The organism is Poseidonibacter parvus, from assembly GCF_001956695.1.
In the GTDB taxonomy this organism is placed as follows: domain Bacteria; phylum Campylobacterota; class Campylobacteria; order Campylobacterales; family Arcobacteraceae; genus Poseidonibacter; species Poseidonibacter parvus.
The window spans coordinates 729,918-748,186 of the sequence record NZ_CP019070.1 but is presented as its reverse complement, the minus strand read 5'-3'; the positions used below and the strand labels follow the sequence as shown (position 1 = coordinate 748,186).

Here is an 18,269-nt window from a genome sequence, read left to right as displayed (position 1 = left end):
GGCTCCTAAAATTTATTATATTTATTCAAAAATTGCTCTGTAATATGGAACATCTACAGCTTCAATTTCTTTTGGGTTAACCCATGATTCTTTTACTTTTTTATTATAAAATTCTGCTGCTAATTTTTTATCTTTTTTCTCATAAAGTTTTGCAATTGATAAATCAAGTGAAGCTTTTGCCATATATAATCTTGCATTCATTGTATCAACTAAAGGCATATATGGTGAACGAGTGTATTTTGCTTTAAAATCTGCAATTTCTGTAATTGTATTTTCAATCAATTCTTGATTTCTTAATTGATAAGTAAATCCTAAAAAGTTTGCTTTAATTTTTAAATATCTTGCATAATCAATATTTTTACTAAGTGCGAATCTTTTGATGTATTCGTCTAAATAAAAGTTTGCAAGTGAATATTCTTCCTCATCAATATGACCATTTACTAAAATTAGTAAAGAAGTAGCAATTAAAGGTGAGTTTCTATGTTCACTCTCTAAAGACGTGTATGTATCATCTGCTTCATCAAGATTTCCATTTGCTATTTGTGTTAGCATTTTATTGTACCAATAAAGTGCTGGTTTATTGTACTCTGTAACTTCATTTTTGCTAGAACAAGCTGTAAAAACAAAAACTGATGCAAGCACTAAAAATAAACTTTTAATTTTTGAATTATTAATCATATAAATATCCTTTATTATTAAAGCCAATATTTTATCGAATACTTGCTTAGGAAATATCTGCTATAATTATTAAAAATAATTTAAAAGGCGATTTAATGAAACTTACTTTAATAGGTAATGGGATTATGGCTCAATCTTTAGCTAGAGGATTAGTTAAAAATCATGAAGTAGAAATGATAGGTAGAAATGAGAATACACTTAAAACAATACAAGAACAAATACCACAAATCACAATAAAAACACTTGATGATCAAGAAAATATTGAAGGTAAAAATATAATATTTTGTGTAAAACCTTATGCTTTAGGAAGTGTTTCTACAAGGCTAGTAGGTGAGTGTGATATTCTATTTTCAATTTTAGCTGGAACTAAACTATCATCATTAAAAAACCAAATAAAATCAAAATATTATGTAAGAACTATGCCAAATATCGCAGCATCAGTTCAAAACTCAATGACAACAATAACAGGTGATAATGAAGCTAAAAATATCGCACTTGATATTTTTTCATCAATTGGTAAAACATTATGGGTAAATACAGAAAATCAACTTGATATCGCTACTGCAATTGCTGGCTCTGGTCCTGCATATTTAGCTCTTGTGGCAGAAGCACTTACAGATGGTGCTGTAAATGCAGGCCTTGAAAGACATTTAAGTAAAGAGTTAGTTCAAGGTCTGTTTTCAGGAACTGCATCGTTATTAGAAAATTCTCACCCTGCAATTATTAAAGATTCTGTTATGAGTCCAGGAGGAACTACAGCTGCTGGGTATACTAAACTTGAAGAAGGAGCAGTTAGAGATTCAATGATAAAAGCTATTAATGCTGCTTATTCAAAAGCAGTTGAACTTGGTAAAAAATAGCTTCACACTATTTGAAACACTTTTAAGTATTACTATACTTTTTATCATAATAAGTGGGTTTTTAAACTCATCTTATTATGATGAAAAAGCTTTAGAAAATTCGATCAAACTTAACACTCTTGAAAATAAATTTAATACAAATGACTATTCAAGCTTTTCAAAAGATAATGAAGAAATTACAATTATCAAAAACCTTTCACAAAAAGAGAAAATAACAATAAGCAAATATAGTTTTGAAAATGAAGATATAAAGATTTTTAAATATGAAAAATAGTTTTACAATATTAGAAATTATTCTAAGTATTTTAATTTCATCTCTTGTAATTATTAATACAAGTTATTTTTCAAATGAGTTATTTCAAACAAACAAGAATATGCAAAAAGTCGAAGAATTAAAATTAGATTTACTCTCAACTAAGATATTTCTACAAAAAAACAATCAAAATTTAGAAAATACTCTTTCTTATTCAAATGATACTATTTATTTTAAAACTAATATTTTATTAAAAGATGTTAGTGATTTTACTATTTCAAAAAAAGAAAATTATTATGAAATCACACTTGAGTTAGAAGAAAAAATAAAAGAGAATTGGAAAATAAGATTATGAAAAAATCTTTTACTTTACTTATTACTATATTTCTTTTATCAATATTTTCATATTTAGCTATTTCTATTTTAGAAACAAAGTCTTTAAGAAATACAAATTTACAAAGTCAATATTTATATTTACAAGCAAGTAATCATAAAGAATTTTTAAAACAGTATATTTATACTTTGCAATTAGATGAGTTAAAAAACTTAACACATTTAGAAATTGAAGATACTAATTTTGGAATTTATTCAATCATTAAAAAAGAATCAAACTCTTATGAAATAGATTTATTTGTAAAATCAAAAGAGTTTGATATATCTTTACATGAAAAGATATTTAGATAATTACATCTAATACTTTTTTTGCAAGATTTAAAGCTTTTGTTCTGTGTGAGAAATCTTTTTTTGCTTCATAACCAAGTTCTCCTAATGTTTTATCAAATCCATTAGCTATAAACATAGGATCATAACCAAAACCACCCTCACCTTTTTGTTCATTTATAACATTTCCATGCATCCATCCATGAACTGTATAAACTTCACCTTGATATACAATTGCAATACAAGCAGTATAAAAAGCAGGCGTTTTTTCTAAAGTTTTTAAATTCAAATTTTTGATTAATTTTGCATTATTTTCTTTATCACTTGCATTAACTCCTGCATATCTTGCTGAGTAAATTCCTGGCTCATTATTTAAAGCAGGAACTGTAATTCCTGAATCATCAGAAATTACTATGATATCACTAAATCCTTTTTCAAGTAGTTTGTCATATATAGTTTGAGCTTTTTTAATTGCATTACCTTTGAAACTGTTCTGATCTTCAATAATTTCAATATCACCTAGAATTTCTTTAAATGCTACAACTTCATCATTTGGCATTAATTTCTCAAATTCTTTTATTTTTCCTTTGTTTCCAGAAGCTAAAACTATTTTCACTCTTATCCTTTCAACCTATTATTATAATTAATTATATATAATCGCTCTAAATTATATTATATTTAGGATTACAGATGATTAAATCAGTTTTACCACTTAGTGCAATTATTGCTCTAAGATTTTTAGGTCTATTTTTAGTACTACCAGTTATTTCAGTATACGCTATAAATTTAGAAGGCTCTACAACTACTCTTGTAGGTATTGTTGTTGGAGGATATGCATTAACTCAAATGATTTTTCAAATTCCATTTGGAGTAATGAGTGATAAATTAGGAAGAAAAGGAACTATTATAACTGGTCTTTTACTCTTTGCGATTGGTTCACTTATTTGTGCAATATCAACAGATATTTATACATTATTGCTTGGAAGATTCTTGCAAGGTGCAGGAGCAATTGCAGCTGTAATTACTGCAATGATTTCTGATTTAGTAAAAGAAGAACAAAGACCAAAAGCAATGGCTACTATGGGTATGTTTATTGGTATTTCATTTGCTGTTTCTATGTTAGCAGGTCCGACTCTTGGTGCTGCTTTTGGGATTGAAGTATTATTTTATATTACAATGATTTTAGCACTTGCTTCAATTTTTGTAATTGTTAAATTAGTACCAAATCCTCCACAAATTACTCATACATACAATGGAAAAGCAAAGCTTTCTTCTGTTTTAGGAAATAAAAATTTAATCAAAATGAATATTACAAACTTTTTACAAAAAGGTTTAATGACATTTGCTTTTATGATCATTCCAATGGTTTTAATGAAAAACTACGAGTGGGTTTTATCTGACCTTTGGAAAGTTTATCTTCCTGCAATGATTTTTGGATTTATCGCTATGGCACCTGCTGCAATTATTGCAGAAAAGAAAGGTAAGTTCAAAGAGATTTTAGTAATTGGTATTGCATTATTTGCTATTTCTTACTTAATTATAGGGTTTTCTTCATCTACTTTAGTATTTATTATTGGTGTAGTTGTATTTTTTATTGGTTTCAATATGCACGAACCAATCATGCAATCACTTGCAACAAAATTTGCAAAAGTTCACCAAAGAGGATTAGTACTAGGAATCTTTAATTCATTTGGTTACTTAGGTACATTCCTAGGTGGACTTGTAGGTGGAATATTCTTTGAAAGTGCGGGAATGTCTTCTATAGTTATTGCAATAACTATTATTTGTATTTTATGGGCTATTTTAATTATTACTATGCCAAATCCTACAAAGAAAAAGTTTTTATATTTACCTTTAGATAAGTATGACTTAGAAAAAACTTCAGTATTAGAAAATAATGATGCTATTGATGAGTGGTACATAAACAACACTGAAAACATTATTGCAATCAAATATAATGATGATAAAATTAGTGAACATAAAATCAAAGGTTCATTAATATAACTTTTTAAATACCTAGTTTTAATCTTTACTATTATAAAATAAGAATAAAACTACAAGAGGAGAGAAATTGAAAAAAATATTATTTATATCTTTTTTGATTCTCTCTGCTATTACAATTTCTACAATTGCTTCAAAAACTTTTTTTATTTCAAACTCTAAACTAAATTCTATATCTAATAAATACGGTACAAAAGCTAAATCTCGTGTAGAGTTATGGGATACAATGCTTCAATCTTCAAAAAATGAAAAAATACTAAACAAATTAAAAAATGTTAATGATTTTTTTAATAAGATTAGATATAAAACAGATCAAAGACATTGGAAAAGAAAAGATTATTGGGCAACTCCGTTTGAGTTTATGGGTACAGCTGCTGGAGATTGTGAGGATTATGCAATCGCTAAATATTTTAGTCTTAGAAAAATCGGAGTTCCTGATAATAAACTTAGAATCACATATGTAAAATATAAAAGAGTAAGAAGTAAATTTGAACAAGCACATATGGTTTTAACATATACACACAAACCAGGTTCAACTCCAATTGTTTTAGATAATATTAATAAAAAATTAAAACTTGCAACAAAAAGAAAAGATTTAAAACCCGTATATAGTTTTAATGCAAGTGGTTTATGGCAAGCCAAAAACAAAGGTTCTGTAAGAGTAGGAACAAATAACCTTAGATCTTGGAAAGATTTAATGAGTAGAATTTAAAAGGAAATAAAATGTCTTTATCAAAACAACTTTATATAATAATTGCTTTCATATTTTTTATGATTTTTACTGGTAATTTTATTATTAGTGTTAAAAATACAAAAGAGTACTTAGAAATAGAATCTATAACTAAAGCACAGGATACTGCAACATCTTTAGGAATGGGTTTAAAATCATTATTAAAAGATAAACAAGACCCTGAGATTGAATCAATAATTACTGCAATTTCAAATAGAGGTTTTTATAAAGAAATAAGATTAGTTGATGCATCTTTTACAATAAGTGAAACACAACTAATTAGAAATAGCGTAGATTTAGATGATTCTTTATGGAAGATTTCAGATTTAACTATTGATAATTCTTTTGGAAAAATAGAGAAAATAACATCAGATAGTGAACTTTCTAAAGAGTTGTCTGAACTAGAGAATGAAGAGATAGATGAATCGCAAATTGATATAGAAGAAGATACATATTCTTATATTCCAAGTGCTGAATATACAAATGGAGGAAAAATTACATTTAATTTTACTGCAATTAATGAAAACGGTATGAAAGTTAATACAAGTTCAAAATTAACAATTCAAAAAGTTATAGCAAAAGCTACAAGAGCTGTAAAATTTTATTATGTACCTAATTGGTTTATTGATATGATTCCAATTAAACTTGAGGAAAAAAGTAGTGAAATTAGTGATGGATGGAAAACAACAGCAATTATTTATGTAAGTGCAAATCCAGGTGATGCTTATGCAAAATTATATCAACAAGCTAAAAGTGGAATAATATATTCAATTCTTGCTTTTTTATTTTCAATGTTAATTTTATTTATTTTTGTTCAATACTTACTAAAACCTTTAAAAAGAATAGAAAAACTTGCAAATAGTATTGCTGTTGGTAAATTTGGAATAATAGAAAAACTTCCATGGACAACAGAAATTAAAAATGTTGCAATTGCTATGAATGATATGTCTTCAAAAATTGAAGCTATTATAAATAAACTAAACAATAATTTAAAAAATAGTTCAGAAAAACTTTCAGTGGATGAGTTATGTGGACTAAGTTTAAAACAAAGTTTTGAAACTGATATGAAGAATATGTTTATTCACAAAAAAACAGGTTATGTTTTTGTAATTAAAATATTTGACTTAGCAACTTACGCAAAATCACATACAAATAAAGAAGTAAATGCTTTTATAAAAGAGTTTGGAAGTATTTTAAAGAATACTTCAATTAAAGATAAAAAAACTATTGCTTATAGATTTTTTGGTTCAGAATTTGCAGTGATTGGAGAAGGTTTTTCTTATGAAGATAGTATTAAATTCGCTAAATCTTTACAAGAAAGTTTAGGAAAATTAGCTCTTGAATTCGGGAAAAAAGAAATTGCTCATATAGGAGCAACACCTTTTAATCCAATAGGAACAACACCTGAAATGCTACAAGCTGCAAATGAAGCTTATCAAAAAGCAACACTAATTGGAGCAAATGAAGCTTATATTAGAGATTCAAATGATTTATCAAGAGATATGGAATCATGGAGAGATTTAATTTTTGATATTATTGATAACTCTAAATTTAATGTTAAATATATAGGGGATGCTACATTATTAAATCATTCAAATGAACTTGTTATGCAAGAAGCATTTACAAGTGCTTGTGATAAAGATGGAATGGATATCCCAATAGGAACATTTGTATCTATTGCAGAAAAATATGAAAAGATTATAGACTTAGATAAAAAAATTGTGTCTAATGTAATTAATCATATTTTAGAAAATAAAATAAATCATAATATTTCTATAAACCTTTCATTAGAATCTATTAACAATACTGCTTTTATTGCTTGGATAGCTCGTACAATTCAAAATAATAATAAAATTGCAAAGCAATTAGTATTTTCTATTACTGCATATGCAGTTGCTAAAGATATGGATAAATTCAAATTTTTTGCAGATGAAATACATAAATATGGTGCAAAGATAATTATAAAAAGATTTGAGAGTAAATTTATACCACTTGATAATATTAAAGATTTTAACCTTGATTATATAAGATTAGCAAGAGATTATACTTGTAATATCTGCAATGACAATTCTAAGCAAAATTTTGTTGAAGCAATTCAAGAGTTATCAACTTTATTGAATATAAAAGTTTTTGCAGAAAATGTAAAAGATGAAGAAGACTTAGACATTATTAAAAGTTTTAGCCTTTATGCAGCAAGTAGATAACTACTTGTTTTTTATATAATATTTTTGATTCTCTTCTTCAAGTTTAATATCAACTTCAAAAATCTCTGAAAGGTTTTTTGAAGTTAAAATATCCTTCTTTTCACCTTGTTTAAAAATCGTTCTATTATACATTAGAGCAATATGTGAAACTTCAGGAAAAATTTCTTCAATATGGTGAGTAACTAAAATAATTGATGCAGTTGAAGATAACTTTCTGATAAACTTAATAAAGCTATTTTGAGCTTTAATATCAAGTCCTACAGTTGGCTCATCTAAAATAAATGCTTTTGGTTCGTGAATTAAAGCTCGTCCAATAATACATCTTCTTAATTGTCCAGTACTCATTTGATGAACTTTTTTATCTTTAATTTGAGGAATTTCTAAAAAATCTAAAACTTCTAAAGCTTTTTTATGTTGTTCAATAGTGAAATCCTGATGCTTAAAAACCCCAATAGTACTAAAATAACCACTTAATATTACCTCATAAGCACTAAGAAAACTTCCATGCTTTTCAAAGTAATTATGTAAATCATTTGAAATGATTCCTAGATTCTTTTTTAAATCAAATATACTCCATCTGTCTTTTCCAAAGACTTCTTTTTTAAAAGGGTATTTAGTATTAGGGTATAAATCATTTGATATTAATTTTATTAAAGTTGATTTACCACTTCCGTTTGAGCCTAAAATTGTCCAATGCTCACCCTCTTTTATTTGTAGATTTATTTTTTCAAGTATTGGTGTTACTTCATAGCTTACATAAATATTTTCAAAATTTAGTATTGTAGTTTTTTCTTTCATTAACTCACCTTTTTATGTTTTATAAAAAAACATTTTTTTTTAATATTTTTAGAAATAAAATAGATATATCTTAAAATTTATTATTATAAAAAGATATCTAAAGATGCCTTTAAATTGGGCTTAAAATAATTTTCAAATAACTTAAGATTTTTTTCAGGTTTTTTCTTTTTTTTATAGTTTATAATATCGCATTAGAATAAGAAGAAAGTTTTCTGTATTTTCAGACACTCTATTTTGCATTTGGCCGTGCGTTAAAATTCAAGTATCTGAAATTTTTGTTGTACTCTGTTAAACTTGAGTACTTTTATACTAACAAATGAAACTTATACATAAGTTAAATTTAGTAAATATAGGAGTTTAAATGTTAAAAAAAATCTCACTTGCACTATTTGCTTTCGCAATATTATTAAGTGCAAATACTAAAAATATCGACAATATTGATTGTGATGAACAATTCGAATCTTGTATTATAAAGTGTGACAATACAAATAATGATGATTGTATAGAAAAATGTGAACAAGAATTAGACAAATGTCTATTTGAAAAAGAAACAAATCAAGAACAAGACCTTGAAGAAAATTCACAAGAAGATAATAATAACTTTAAGTAAATTTAGTTTATTTAACTTTTAGCCGTAAAACTTTCTTATTCTATATAATATAAAAAGGAAAGAACCAAAAAATGTTAGCTCAATTAGATTTATCTATCAAATATGAATTATTAAGTGCAAATATTGATGAAAATGATGTCCTGTACATTATGGATAGAGTTAAAAATAGATTAACTGAAGAAAATATTGATTATGAATTGCAAAAACTAGGCTATGAAAAGTATTTTACATCTGATTATAATGAGTGTGATGAATATGCATTTCTAGATATACAGTTTATTAAAAATAAAAGTGAAGTTATAAGAATTAAAAGGATTGAAGAATGAAAAAATTAACAAATAAAGATTTAGTGAATTTATACTATGAAGAATTATGGAATAAAAAAAACAAAGACTTTATTAACACTCTTTTTGATGATAATATTTCGTTTCATGGATCATTGGGTTTATCGGCTAATGGAAAAAAAGAGTTTGAAGTATACATGGATATGATTCATACTGCAATTCCTAACTTATTTCATAGTATTGTTGATATTGTTGTAGGTGAGGATACTATTGCAGTAAGAGCTTTATACACAGGAAAACATTCTGGAAAATTATTAGATTATGAAGCAACGAATAATAGACTTATTTATAATGGTGCAACATTTTTTAAATTCGAAGAAGGGAAAATAAAAAGTGTTTGGGTATTAGGTGATTTAAATACTCTTGTAAAACAATTAAAAAATGAACAATAATATTAATACTAAATTAAATCGATAGCTTCTAGACTATCGATTTAACTAATTTTTTCTTCAAAGCTTTTTATCGTATATTCTAACTCTGTGATTTTATTTTATTAAAATTTTCTTGATGTTCAATATTATTTAAAATAGATTCTTTTTTATTATCAAGAATTTTAAATAAATTACAGCTTTTTTCACTTATTATTAAGTAACAAATAATACTACCATTAAGCATTAAAAAAGTTATAACCCAACTTATAGGTTGTACTAAATCCCATCCTATTGTCCAAACAAGAACAATAAATAAAGTTTCTAAACCAATTAAAGTACAGAGTAATGTTGATTTATATAAACTATATTTTTTATTTGATTTGATTAAAATATCATTTTCTATTTGTTTTAGATACTTTAGCTTTCTTTTTTTATCTTCTAAAGATTCTTCAATCATATTATGTACTTCTTTAATTTTTTTATTTTATTCTATCAAAAAAAATTTAATTTAACTTATTGATATTATTTATTGCAAGTTAATAACTTCCACCAATAATATTAATACTACGTTAATAAAGATATATTATAATTCTTTGTATTAAATAAGGATTATAATGTTTGATAAAATTTTAAGATTTTTTGTAGAAAATTCAAGAGTTAATTATACTCTATTTATATTAGTATTTGCTATTGGACTTTGGTCTTATACAAAAACACCAAAAGAAATTTTTCCAAGTTTTGAACTTGATATGATTTCAATTAAAGGCTCTTATAGTGGAGCTTCAGTTGATATACTAGATAAAATGGCTGTTGTTGAAATTGAAGATAATGTAAAAAATATTGATAGTGTTGATACAATGTCAACAATCATAAGCCCAGGTTCATTTACTATTGTTTTAGAACTTAAAAAAGGTAAAAATAAATATAATGAAGCAGATAAAGTAAAAGATGCTATTGCACTTGTTCAATCTAACCTTCCTTCTGATATGGATGAGCCTACTGTAAATGTTTTAGATCGTTCAAGAGCACTTATAGATATTACACTTACATCAGAAAAATATTCGACAGATGATTTAAAACCCTTTGCAGATTCTATTAAAAGCCAAATTCTAGGAATTACTGGGATTAATGATGTTACGATATTTGGAGATTCAGATAAGTACTTTGAAGTCTTAATTGATGATAAAAAAATTGATGCATTAGGGCTTAATAAAAGTGAAGTATTCTCTGCAATTTCTACTTTATCATATATCTTTCCAGTTGGAAAAATTGAAGACCCTAAAAAGCATTACTATATTTCCACATACAATGGTGCTAAAAATGCAGTAGATTTTGGAAATACTTTAATCAAGGTTTCAAATACAAATATTTATGTAAAAGATATTGCACAAATCTCTAAAAAGTATGAAGACTCTTCAACTCTTTACTCTTTTAATGGACAAAATGCAATCTCTCTTGCAGTTGAACAGTCAGATACTGCTGATGCAATAGTACTTGCTCAGAAGATAAAAGATTTGCTTCCTTCAATAAACAAAAAGAACCCAGATATAACGACTACAATTGCTGATGATAATAGTGAAAGAATTACTGATAGGTTAAATATTGTTGTATCAAATATCTTATTAGGAATAATCTTAATTACTATTTTAGTAATGATTTTAATCAACTTTAGAATGTCTGCAATTATCGCACTTGGTATTCCAACATCTTTTGTAATTGCAGCTATTTATATGTACCTTAGTGGCTATTCTATAAATATGATTTCACTTGTTGGAGTTTTAATTGCAATTGGTATTGTTGTTGATGATGCTATTGTTGTAAGTGAAAATATCCAACAACATATCGAAGAAGGAATGGCTCCAAAAGATGCAGCAGTAAAAGGTGCTAGTGAAATGGTTAAGCCTGTAACTGTAGCATCACTTACAACACTATTTTCCTTTCTTCCTGTATTAATGATTAGTGGAACAATGGGTGAAGTTATGAAGCTTATACCAATTGCACTTAGTGCATTAGTTGTAGCTTCTCTTATTGAATCATTTATTTTCCTTCCAATTCATGCAGCACATGCTTTAAAAAATGGTGCAAAAGTTACCTCATGGGAAAAAGCTAATAAAGTTTATAATGCAATTATTCATTTCTTTATGAATTGGAAAAAAACATTCCTTATCATTTTTGTTATACTTGTGCCTTTTGCAACATATACAGCTATTAAAACATCTAAATTCCAAATGTTTCCAAAGTTTGATGCAACAGATGTAAAAATATCAATGAAAGCAGACGCAAATACAACACTTGAACAATCGTTTAAAATAGTGCAAGAAATTGAAAAAGATTTAATGCTACAAAAAGATGAATTCTTTATAAGAAGTATTGATTCAGTTGCAGGATATAGAAAAGATACAGGAAATAATACAGAAAGATTTCCTTATACTATGTATATGACAGTGGAACTACAAAAGCTAAAAGCTTCAAATCTCTTAGATAGATATGTTACTCCATATTTAAGTTTTTACTATGATGATGAAGGAAGAACAAGAACTTTAAAATCAAGACAGATTGCTACAAAATTAAAAAAGTTCTTAGATAAACAAAATTATAAAGAAAAATATCAACTTGAAGAAATAGGTGTATTAGAGCGTAAAGTTGGACCTATTAAAGCAGATGTAAAAATTGGTTTGGTTTCACATGATAATCAAAAAGTAATCAAAGCCATAGCAGATTTAACTGATGAGATTAATAAATTAGATGGTATAAAATCTGCATCAAACTCTTTAAAATTTGGTATTGATGAGATTAAATTAAAAGTGAATCAATATGGTGAATCTCATGGAGTTACTGAATCCTTTATAGGTTCATATCTTTCAAATCTTTACTTATTAAAGAAAAAAGGTGTTTCATTTGATGATAAAGAAATGCTTGATATTAAAATCAAATCTAAAAATAAAGATGATTTTGAAGCTTTTAAAAATACACAAATTCCTCTAAATGATGGTTCTTTTGTAGCCTTAGAGCAAGTTGTTGAACTGAATACAATAAGAGCTTTTGAGCAGCTTTTAAAAGACCAAGGTGAGAAAAACTTTTATTTCTTTGCAAATGTTGACCCTGATATTATAACTTCAACAGAAGTAATTGAAAAACTACAACCATTATTAAATCAAATAAAAGAAGATGGGATAAAACTTGTATTTAAAGGGGAAGCTCAAAAGAAAGAAGAATTAAAAAGAGATATGCTTCTAGCTTCTGCTCTTGCTATTATTTTAATCATGCTTTCTATGCTTTATTTATTTAATTCATTTAGAGAAACATTTATAGTTATGAGTATTATTCCCTTCTCTATTTTAGGAGTATTAATAGGACATAAAGTAATGGGACTTAACTTATCAATGCCTTCAATGATTGGAGCACTTGGACTTGCTGGAGTTGTTATTAATGATGGTATTATTATGATGACTTATCTTAAAAAAGCGAAAACGCTAGAAGAAATATTCCAAAAAGCTACGAAAAGATTTAGACCTATTATTATTACAACAATTACAACTTTAATTGGTATGAGTTCATTAATCTTCTTCCCAACAGGACAAGCAGTTATCTTCCAACCAATTGCAATTGCTTTAGGATTTGGACTTGCTTGGGGAACTATTCTAAACTTAGTTTATTTACCAGTTTTATATACAATCTCTCATAAACTAAGAAAATCATAAAAAAGTAAAGTAGAAATACTTTACTTTATAAGATAAAAATAAAGCTTTTAATAGCAGAAGTACTCATAGCATAAGGTTCAATATTTATTTTTCTTAAAGTATATTCTACATTTAAAAGTATTCTTGAAAATAAGATTTCAAAAGAAAAGTTTGAATGCTTATAAATACTCTCTTTATTAGCTTTAATATACTCTAAATTTTTTATAATATTTAAATCACTATCATCTTTTTTTAGAAGTTCTAATTGCCAATTATTTTGCCAGGTATTAAAAAGATATCTACCTTTATTATCTTTGTTAGTTCTAATTTTCCATCTTATAACTTGTAAATATTTATATAATTTTGACAATTCAATTTTATTATATTGAAAAGCTGTGAATTTATGATTTCCGCCTAAGTTGTAAGCTTTGTGTATTAATTTATAAAGTCCTAAAATTAAGAAATCATTTCTATTTTCTACTTGCTCATTCAAAAAAGCATAATGTAAATATTCATTATATGTTTGTAACTCTTTTCCATCTTGCAATATATTTATGTAGTCTTGATTTGTTTGAATTTGATGAAGAATATTTTTTGATAAAGACTTATTATATGAGCTTGGATTTCTTAAATCTAGTTTCTTTTTATATTTTAGTAAAGAAGTGATTGTTTCATTTTTATAGTTTGTAATTTCAGAAGCTGCATTACTTTGAGCAACACTTTTTATACTATCTTGGCTAAAACTACATCCATAAAAAAGAAGTACAAAGATAAGGGAAAAAGAATATTTTATTAGATTTCTTGCCATTTTGTACTCCTTTAAAAGACTATTTTATGAAATAGTCTTTAATTCATTTTCTATTTTTTCTAATTTATTTTTTGCATCTTCTAATGCTTTTCTATTTTCAGCAATAACAGCTTCAGGTGCATTTGCTACAAATCTTTCATTTGATAACATTCCATTTAGCTTATCAAACTCTTTTTGAGTTTTTGCTTGTTGCTTAGTTAATTTATCAATAATTGGACTCATATCAATTTCTGAAGTTGGTAAGTATACTTCTAAATTATTTGATACATCTGTAATTGAGTTTTCAACTTTTGCATCTACAAACTCTATATTTTCAACTTTTCCAAGTTTTTCAATAAATGGACGTGCAACTTCAATATCAATTTGCTTATCTAGTTTGATATAAGCTTTTGCAATCTTTGAGTTACCCATATCAATTACAACTTTAGCACGTCTTACAGAGATAATAGCTTCTTCAATTACTGCAAACATATCTTCCATATCTTGATTTTTTGCAATATCTTTAGGGAAATTATTAATCATTAAAGAGTCACCCTCTTCAAGAGTAGTTCCTGATAATTTATGATACAAATAATCTGCAATAAATGGCATAAATGGTGATATCATTTTTAGTGTTTCTTTGAAAATTGCACCAAGTTCTAAAATAGAATCTTTTGAACCTTTTGAATATTCAATACCCCAGTTACAAAACTCATTCCATACAAATTTATAAAGAGTACTTGCAGCTTCATTGAATTTGAAAGTTTCTAAGTTATCTCTTAATTCATCAACAGACTTACTTAGTCTACTTTGCATATATAAACCAAGTGCAGTTTTAATTTCAATATCTTTTAAATCAGGGAAAGTATCTATATTTAATTGTAAGAAATTAGTTGCATTATAAAGTTTATTTGTAAAGTTTCTAAATTGCTCTAAATTCTTTTCTCCAAGTTTAATATCTCTACCTTGAATAGCTAAATATGCAAGTGTAAATCTAATAATATCAGCAGAATGCTCTTCAACCATATCAAGTGGATCAATTACATTTCCTTTTGATTTAGACATTTTTGCACCTGTTTCATCTCTAACTAAAGCATGCATATAAATATCTTTAAATGGTAATTCACCTTGGAAATGATCACCCATCATCATCATTCTAGCAACCCAGAAGAACATAATATCAAAACCAGTAATTAAAAGTGAATTTGGATAGAAGTCTTTCATATCTTGAACTTCATTATATAACTCTTCTAATTTTCCATTATTTCCCCAACCTAAAGGACTCATTGCCCATAAAGCAGATGAGAACCAAGTATCTAAAACATCTGGGTCTTGAGTATAGTGTTTTTCTCCACACTTTGGACACTTTTCTGGCTCATCAGATTTATCAGCCCATTGATGATTACAAGAGTCACAAGTAAACACAGGAATTCTATGTCCCCACCATAATTGTCTAGAAATACACCATGGTCTTAACTCATCCATCCAAGCTGTATATGAATTAATCCAATGTTGTGGATGGAAGTTATTATGAGCTTTTGTTTTATCAATTGAAGATTTTGCCATTTTTTCAGACAAGAACCATTGTTGAGAAATAAATGGTTCAACAATATTTTTACATCTATAACAATGCCCTACTTGATGAACATGGTCTTCAATTTTTACAATATATCCTGCATTTTCAAGTGCTTTTACAATAACAGGTCTTGCTTCTAATCTTTCTAGTCCAGCAAACTCTCCACAGTAATCATTTAAAATTCCTTTTTCATCAAATACTTTAATAAATTCTAAGTCGTGTCTTTTTCCTACTTCATAATCATTTTGATCATGAGCAGGAGTAACTTTTACAACACCAGTTCCAAATTCCATATCAACATGAGAATCAGTAATAACTTTGATTGTTCTATCTGTTAAAGGTAATAATACTTCTTTCCCTACAATTGAAGAATATCTAGAATCATCAGGATGAACCATAATAGCAGTATCTCCAAAATATGTTTCAGGTCTAGTAGTAGCAACTTCAAGCTCTCCACTACCATCAGCAAACTTATAAATCATAGTATAAAACTTACCATTTACTTCTTCATGTTCAACTTCAATATCAGATAATGCACCATCGTGTGTACACCAGTTAACCATATAGTTATTTTGAGAGATATGACCATCATTGTATAAAGATACAAAAGCTTCTTTTACAGCTTCTTTTAAACCTTCATCCATAGTAAATCGCTCACGTTTCCAAGCAGGAGTAACTCCTAATTTTCTCATTTGATGAACAATATTCCCACCAGATGTTTCTTTTTGAAGCCATGCACGCTCTAAAAACTTTTCACGTCCCAATTCTTCTTTTGTAGTACCTTCAGCAAGTAATTGTTTTTCAACAACATTTTGTGTTGCAATTCCTGCATGGTCTGTTCCTGGTTGCCAAAGTGTTTTAAAACCATCCATTCTTTTATATCTAGTAATGATATCTTGTAATGTAAATGTAAGTGCGTGACCAATATGTAAACTTCCTGTTACATTTGGTGGTGGCATCATGATAGAGAAGTTCTTACCCTCTTCTTGGATATCTTTATTTCCTTCAATTTCAAAATAACCTCTATCTTCCCAGATTTTATAGTAATTATCTTCTACTTTTGATGGTTCGTATTTTTCACTCATTAAAAATCCTATATTGCTTTATTATTCGCGATTATATCTAAAGTATATTTAATAATACAAATTATCTATTTACATAAAGCAATAATAAGATATAATAATCAACTAAATAGAAATAAATAATATTTAAATTATATAGGATGATATATATGAATATAAACTTTATAGACAAAAATAAAACAATTACAACTATCTTATTAAGTTTATTTATTCTTTTCACATTTTCTTCTTTTATATTAATAACAAATAAATATCAAGATATTGAAAAAGAAATCAATACTAAAGATATTTCTAATCTTATATATAAAATTCAATCTCAGCTTGAATTTAATCATAAATTAGCCTTATCATTTTCCACTTCAGATGAAGTCTATAACTTTCTTGAAAATAAAAACCAAAATTACATTTTTAAAAATTTTAGAAAAGGTTCTTATACCTTAGAAGATGTAGGTTTATCTTATTATATTTTAACGAATAAAGAAAATAAAATAAAATTTTCTACATATAAGAGAGGAACACAAATAGATGATATAAAAAACTTTGAAGTATTTATTACAAATGATTCAAAAGAATTAAATACAATTAATAAAGTTATTATTTATAAAAGTGAAGCATATTATTTATCTAAAACACCTGTTTATAAAACAGATTATGAAAATATTTCAAATGGATTTTTGTATACAGGTTCAAAAATAGATATAAAAAAGTTAACCAATCTTTCTCATAGTTTTAATAATATTAAATTCATATCAAATTCAAAAATAAAACCTCAAACTAGTAAGTTAAACAATAAAGAAACTTCTTCATTCAAAACTATAATTCATAAAGAAATAAAAAATAATTTAAATTACAATGAGATATCTTTTTACAATAATCATAAAGATTTAATATTTACCATTAGAGTAAAAAGTATAATAAAAAATATTAATCATACAAAAGAAATATCATTAATAATATTTTTAGGTTTAGCAAGTATCGCAATTTTTATTTTACTATATATTAGTACTTCATATAGAAGAGAATTAAAATTACAACAAGAATCAATAGCTTTAAAAATACAAGAAGAAGCTAAAGAATTAAAGACAAAAGTTCAAGAACTTGAAAAAGCAAATAAAAAACTATATAAAATAGCACATACAGATTTTTTAACAAAAACAATGAATAGAAGAAGTTTTTTTACTCATGCACAGAATCATTTCAATTTTGCAAAAAAGAATGATGAAATATTATCAGTAATTATGATTGATATTGATAACTTTAAAAAATTTAATGATAAATATGGTCATAGTGTGGGTGATAAAGTACTAATTCTTTTTGCAGATAAAATTAGAAATCTTATAACAGAAAAAACTATTTTTGGTAGATTAGGTGGTGAAGAGTTTGCTTTAATCGTTAAAAATACAAATCTTGAAGATACAATAATAAAAGCTGAAAAACTAAAAAAGAGTATTGAAGAAATAAAATTAGTTATAGATCAAGAAAGAGTTAAGATCACAGCTAGTTTTGGAGTTAGTGATAATAGTAATTGTAACAATATAGATGAAATGCTACAACAAGCAGACACTCATTTATATAATGCGAAAGAATCTGGAAAAAATGTCGTAAGATCTAGACTTAACTTTTGTTAAGTGATAT

18 protein-coding genes are annotated in these 18,269 nt (G+C 26.2%); 12 read left to right on the top strand and 6 right to left on the bottom strand.

The annotated features are described in order from the left end of the window. Positions 1-21: 21 nt before the first annotated feature. Positions 22-678, bottom strand: a complete 657-nt coding sequence (locus LPB137_RS03690) for an outer membrane protein assembly factor BamD (RefSeq protein WP_076084513.1) — start codon at positions 676-678, stop codon at positions 22-24. A gap of 95 nt (positions 679-773) precedes the next feature. On the opposite strand from LPB137_RS03690, the gene LPB137_RS03685 reads away from it, so the two are divergent. The 4 genes from LPB137_RS03685 to LPB137_RS03670 are packed head-to-tail and all read left to right on the top strand — an operon-like array spanning position 774 to position 2,475. After that, the gene (locus tag LPB137_RS03685; protein ID WP_076084510.1) at positions 774-1,538 is read left to right on the top strand and encodes a pyrroline-5-carboxylate reductase; all 765 of its coding nucleotides are present in this window, start codon (positions 774-776) and stop codon (positions 1,536-1,538) included. Continuing rightward, positions 1,525-1,812: a hypothetical protein gene (locus LPB137_RS03680; RefSeq protein ID WP_076084507.1), complete on the top strand. Its 288-nt coding sequence runs from the start codon at positions 1,525-1,527 to the stop codon at positions 1,810-1,812. The genes LPB137_RS03685 and LPB137_RS03680 overlap by 14 nt, the downstream gene beginning before the upstream one ends. Further along, positions 1,802-2,146 carry a hypothetical protein gene (locus LPB137_RS03675; RefSeq protein WP_076084504.1) on the top strand — a complete coding sequence of 115 codons (345 nt, stop codon included), beginning with the start codon at positions 1,802-1,804 and terminating at the stop codon, positions 2,144-2,146. The genes LPB137_RS03680 and LPB137_RS03675 overlap by 11 nt, the downstream gene beginning before the upstream one ends. Continuing rightward, positions 2,143-2,475 carry a hypothetical protein gene (locus LPB137_RS03670; RefSeq protein WP_076084501.1) on the top strand — a complete coding sequence of 111 codons (333 nt, stop codon included), beginning with the start codon at positions 2,143-2,145 and terminating at the stop codon, positions 2,473-2,475. The genes LPB137_RS03675 and LPB137_RS03670 overlap by 4 nt, the downstream gene beginning before the upstream one ends. On the opposite strand, the gene LPB137_RS03665 is transcribed toward LPB137_RS03670, so the two are convergent. After that, complete coding sequence (locus LPB137_RS03665) at positions 2,468-3,067, bottom strand: non-canonical purine NTP pyrophosphatase (RefSeq protein ID WP_076084498.1); 600 nt, start codon at positions 3,065-3,067, stop codon at positions 2,468-2,470. The two genes, LPB137_RS03670 and LPB137_RS03665, sit on opposite strands and share 8 nt — an antisense overlap. Before the next feature lie 74 nt (positions 3,068-3,141). On the opposite strand from LPB137_RS03665, the gene LPB137_RS03660 reads away from it, so the two are divergent. The 3 genes from LPB137_RS03660 to LPB137_RS03650 all read left to right on the top strand — a co-directional run bounded on the left by LPB137_RS03660 (position 3,142) and on the right by LPB137_RS03650 (position 7,386). After that, positions 3,142-4,455, top strand: a complete 1,314-nt coding sequence (locus LPB137_RS03660; protein ID WP_076084495.1) for an MFS transporter — start codon at positions 3,142-3,144, stop codon at positions 4,453-4,455. Positions 4,456-4,522: 67 nt separating this feature from the next. Continuing rightward, entirely contained in the window at positions 4,523-5,164 is a 642-nt protein-coding gene (locus tag LPB137_RS03655; protein ID WP_076084492.1) for a transglutaminase-like cysteine peptidase, read from the top strand. 11 nt (positions 5,165-5,175) lie between these two features. After that, positions 5,176-7,386, top strand: coding sequence for an EAL domain-containing protein (locus LPB137_RS03650; protein WP_076084489.1), 2,211 nt, complete (start codon positions 5,176-5,178; stop codon positions 7,384-7,386). Here the strand turns inward: LPB137_RS03650 and LPB137_RS03645 are convergent, their stop codons facing one another. After that, positions 7,387-8,184 carry an ABC transporter ATP-binding protein gene (locus tag LPB137_RS03645; protein WP_076084486.1) on the bottom strand — a complete coding sequence of 266 codons (798 nt, stop codon included), beginning with the start codon at positions 8,182-8,184 and terminating at the stop codon, positions 7,387-7,389. It lies immediately after the preceding gene. 361 nt (positions 8,185-8,545) lie between these two features. Between LPB137_RS03645 and LPB137_RS03640 the strand changes: the two genes are divergently transcribed. The 3 genes from LPB137_RS03640 to LPB137_RS03630 all read left to right on the top strand — a co-directional run bounded on the left by LPB137_RS03640 (position 8,546) and on the right by LPB137_RS03630 (position 9,530). Then, positions 8,546-8,794, top strand: a complete 249-nt coding sequence (locus LPB137_RS03640; RefSeq protein WP_076084483.1) for a hypothetical protein — start codon at positions 8,546-8,548, stop codon at positions 8,792-8,794. 71 nt (positions 8,795-8,865) lie between these two features. Then, complete coding sequence (locus LPB137_RS03635) at positions 8,866-9,120, top strand: hypothetical protein (RefSeq protein WP_076084481.1); 255 nt, start codon at positions 8,866-8,868, stop codon at positions 9,118-9,120. After that, entirely contained in the window at positions 9,117-9,530 is a 414-nt protein-coding gene (locus tag LPB137_RS03630) for an ester cyclase (protein ID WP_076084479.1), read from the top strand. Before LPB137_RS03635 ends, LPB137_RS03630 begins: the two co-directional genes overlap by 4 nt. Before the next feature lie 79 nt (positions 9,531-9,609). Here LPB137_RS03630 and LPB137_RS03625 read toward each other — a convergent pair whose 3' ends face one another. Beyond that, positions 9,610-9,966: a hypothetical protein gene (locus tag LPB137_RS03625; protein WP_076084477.1), complete on the bottom strand. Its 357-nt coding sequence runs from the start codon at positions 9,964-9,966 to the stop codon at positions 9,610-9,612. A gap of 157 nt (positions 9,967-10,123) precedes the next feature. Between LPB137_RS03625 and LPB137_RS03620 the strand changes: the two genes are divergently transcribed. Continuing rightward, positions 10,124-13,210: an efflux RND transporter permease subunit gene (locus LPB137_RS03620; RefSeq protein ID WP_076084475.1), complete on the top strand. Its 3,087-nt coding sequence runs from the start codon at positions 10,124-10,126 to the stop codon at positions 13,208-13,210. A gap of 25 nt (positions 13,211-13,235) precedes the next feature. Here the strand turns inward: LPB137_RS03620 and LPB137_RS03615 are convergent, their stop codons facing one another. Together LPB137_RS03615 and LPB137_RS03610 are read right to left on the bottom strand one after the other, a co-directional pair. Continuing rightward, on the bottom strand, positions 13,236-13,997 hold the full coding sequence (locus LPB137_RS03615) for a hypothetical protein (RefSeq protein WP_076084473.1): 762 nt from the start codon (positions 13,995-13,997) through the stop codon (positions 13,236-13,238). 24 nt (positions 13,998-14,021) lie between these two features. Then, complete coding sequence (locus tag LPB137_RS03610) at positions 14,022-16,637, bottom strand: valine--tRNA ligase (protein ID WP_076084471.1); 2,616 nt, start codon at positions 16,635-16,637, stop codon at positions 14,022-14,024. Between the two features lie 146 nt (positions 16,638-16,783). On the opposite strand from LPB137_RS03610, the gene LPB137_RS03605 reads away from it, so the two are divergent. Next, complete coding sequence (locus LPB137_RS03605) at positions 16,784-18,262, top strand: sensor domain-containing diguanylate cyclase (protein ID WP_076084469.1); 1,479 nt, start codon at positions 16,784-16,786, stop codon at positions 18,260-18,262. The last annotated feature ends 7 nt before the right edge of the window (positions 18,263-18,269 follow it).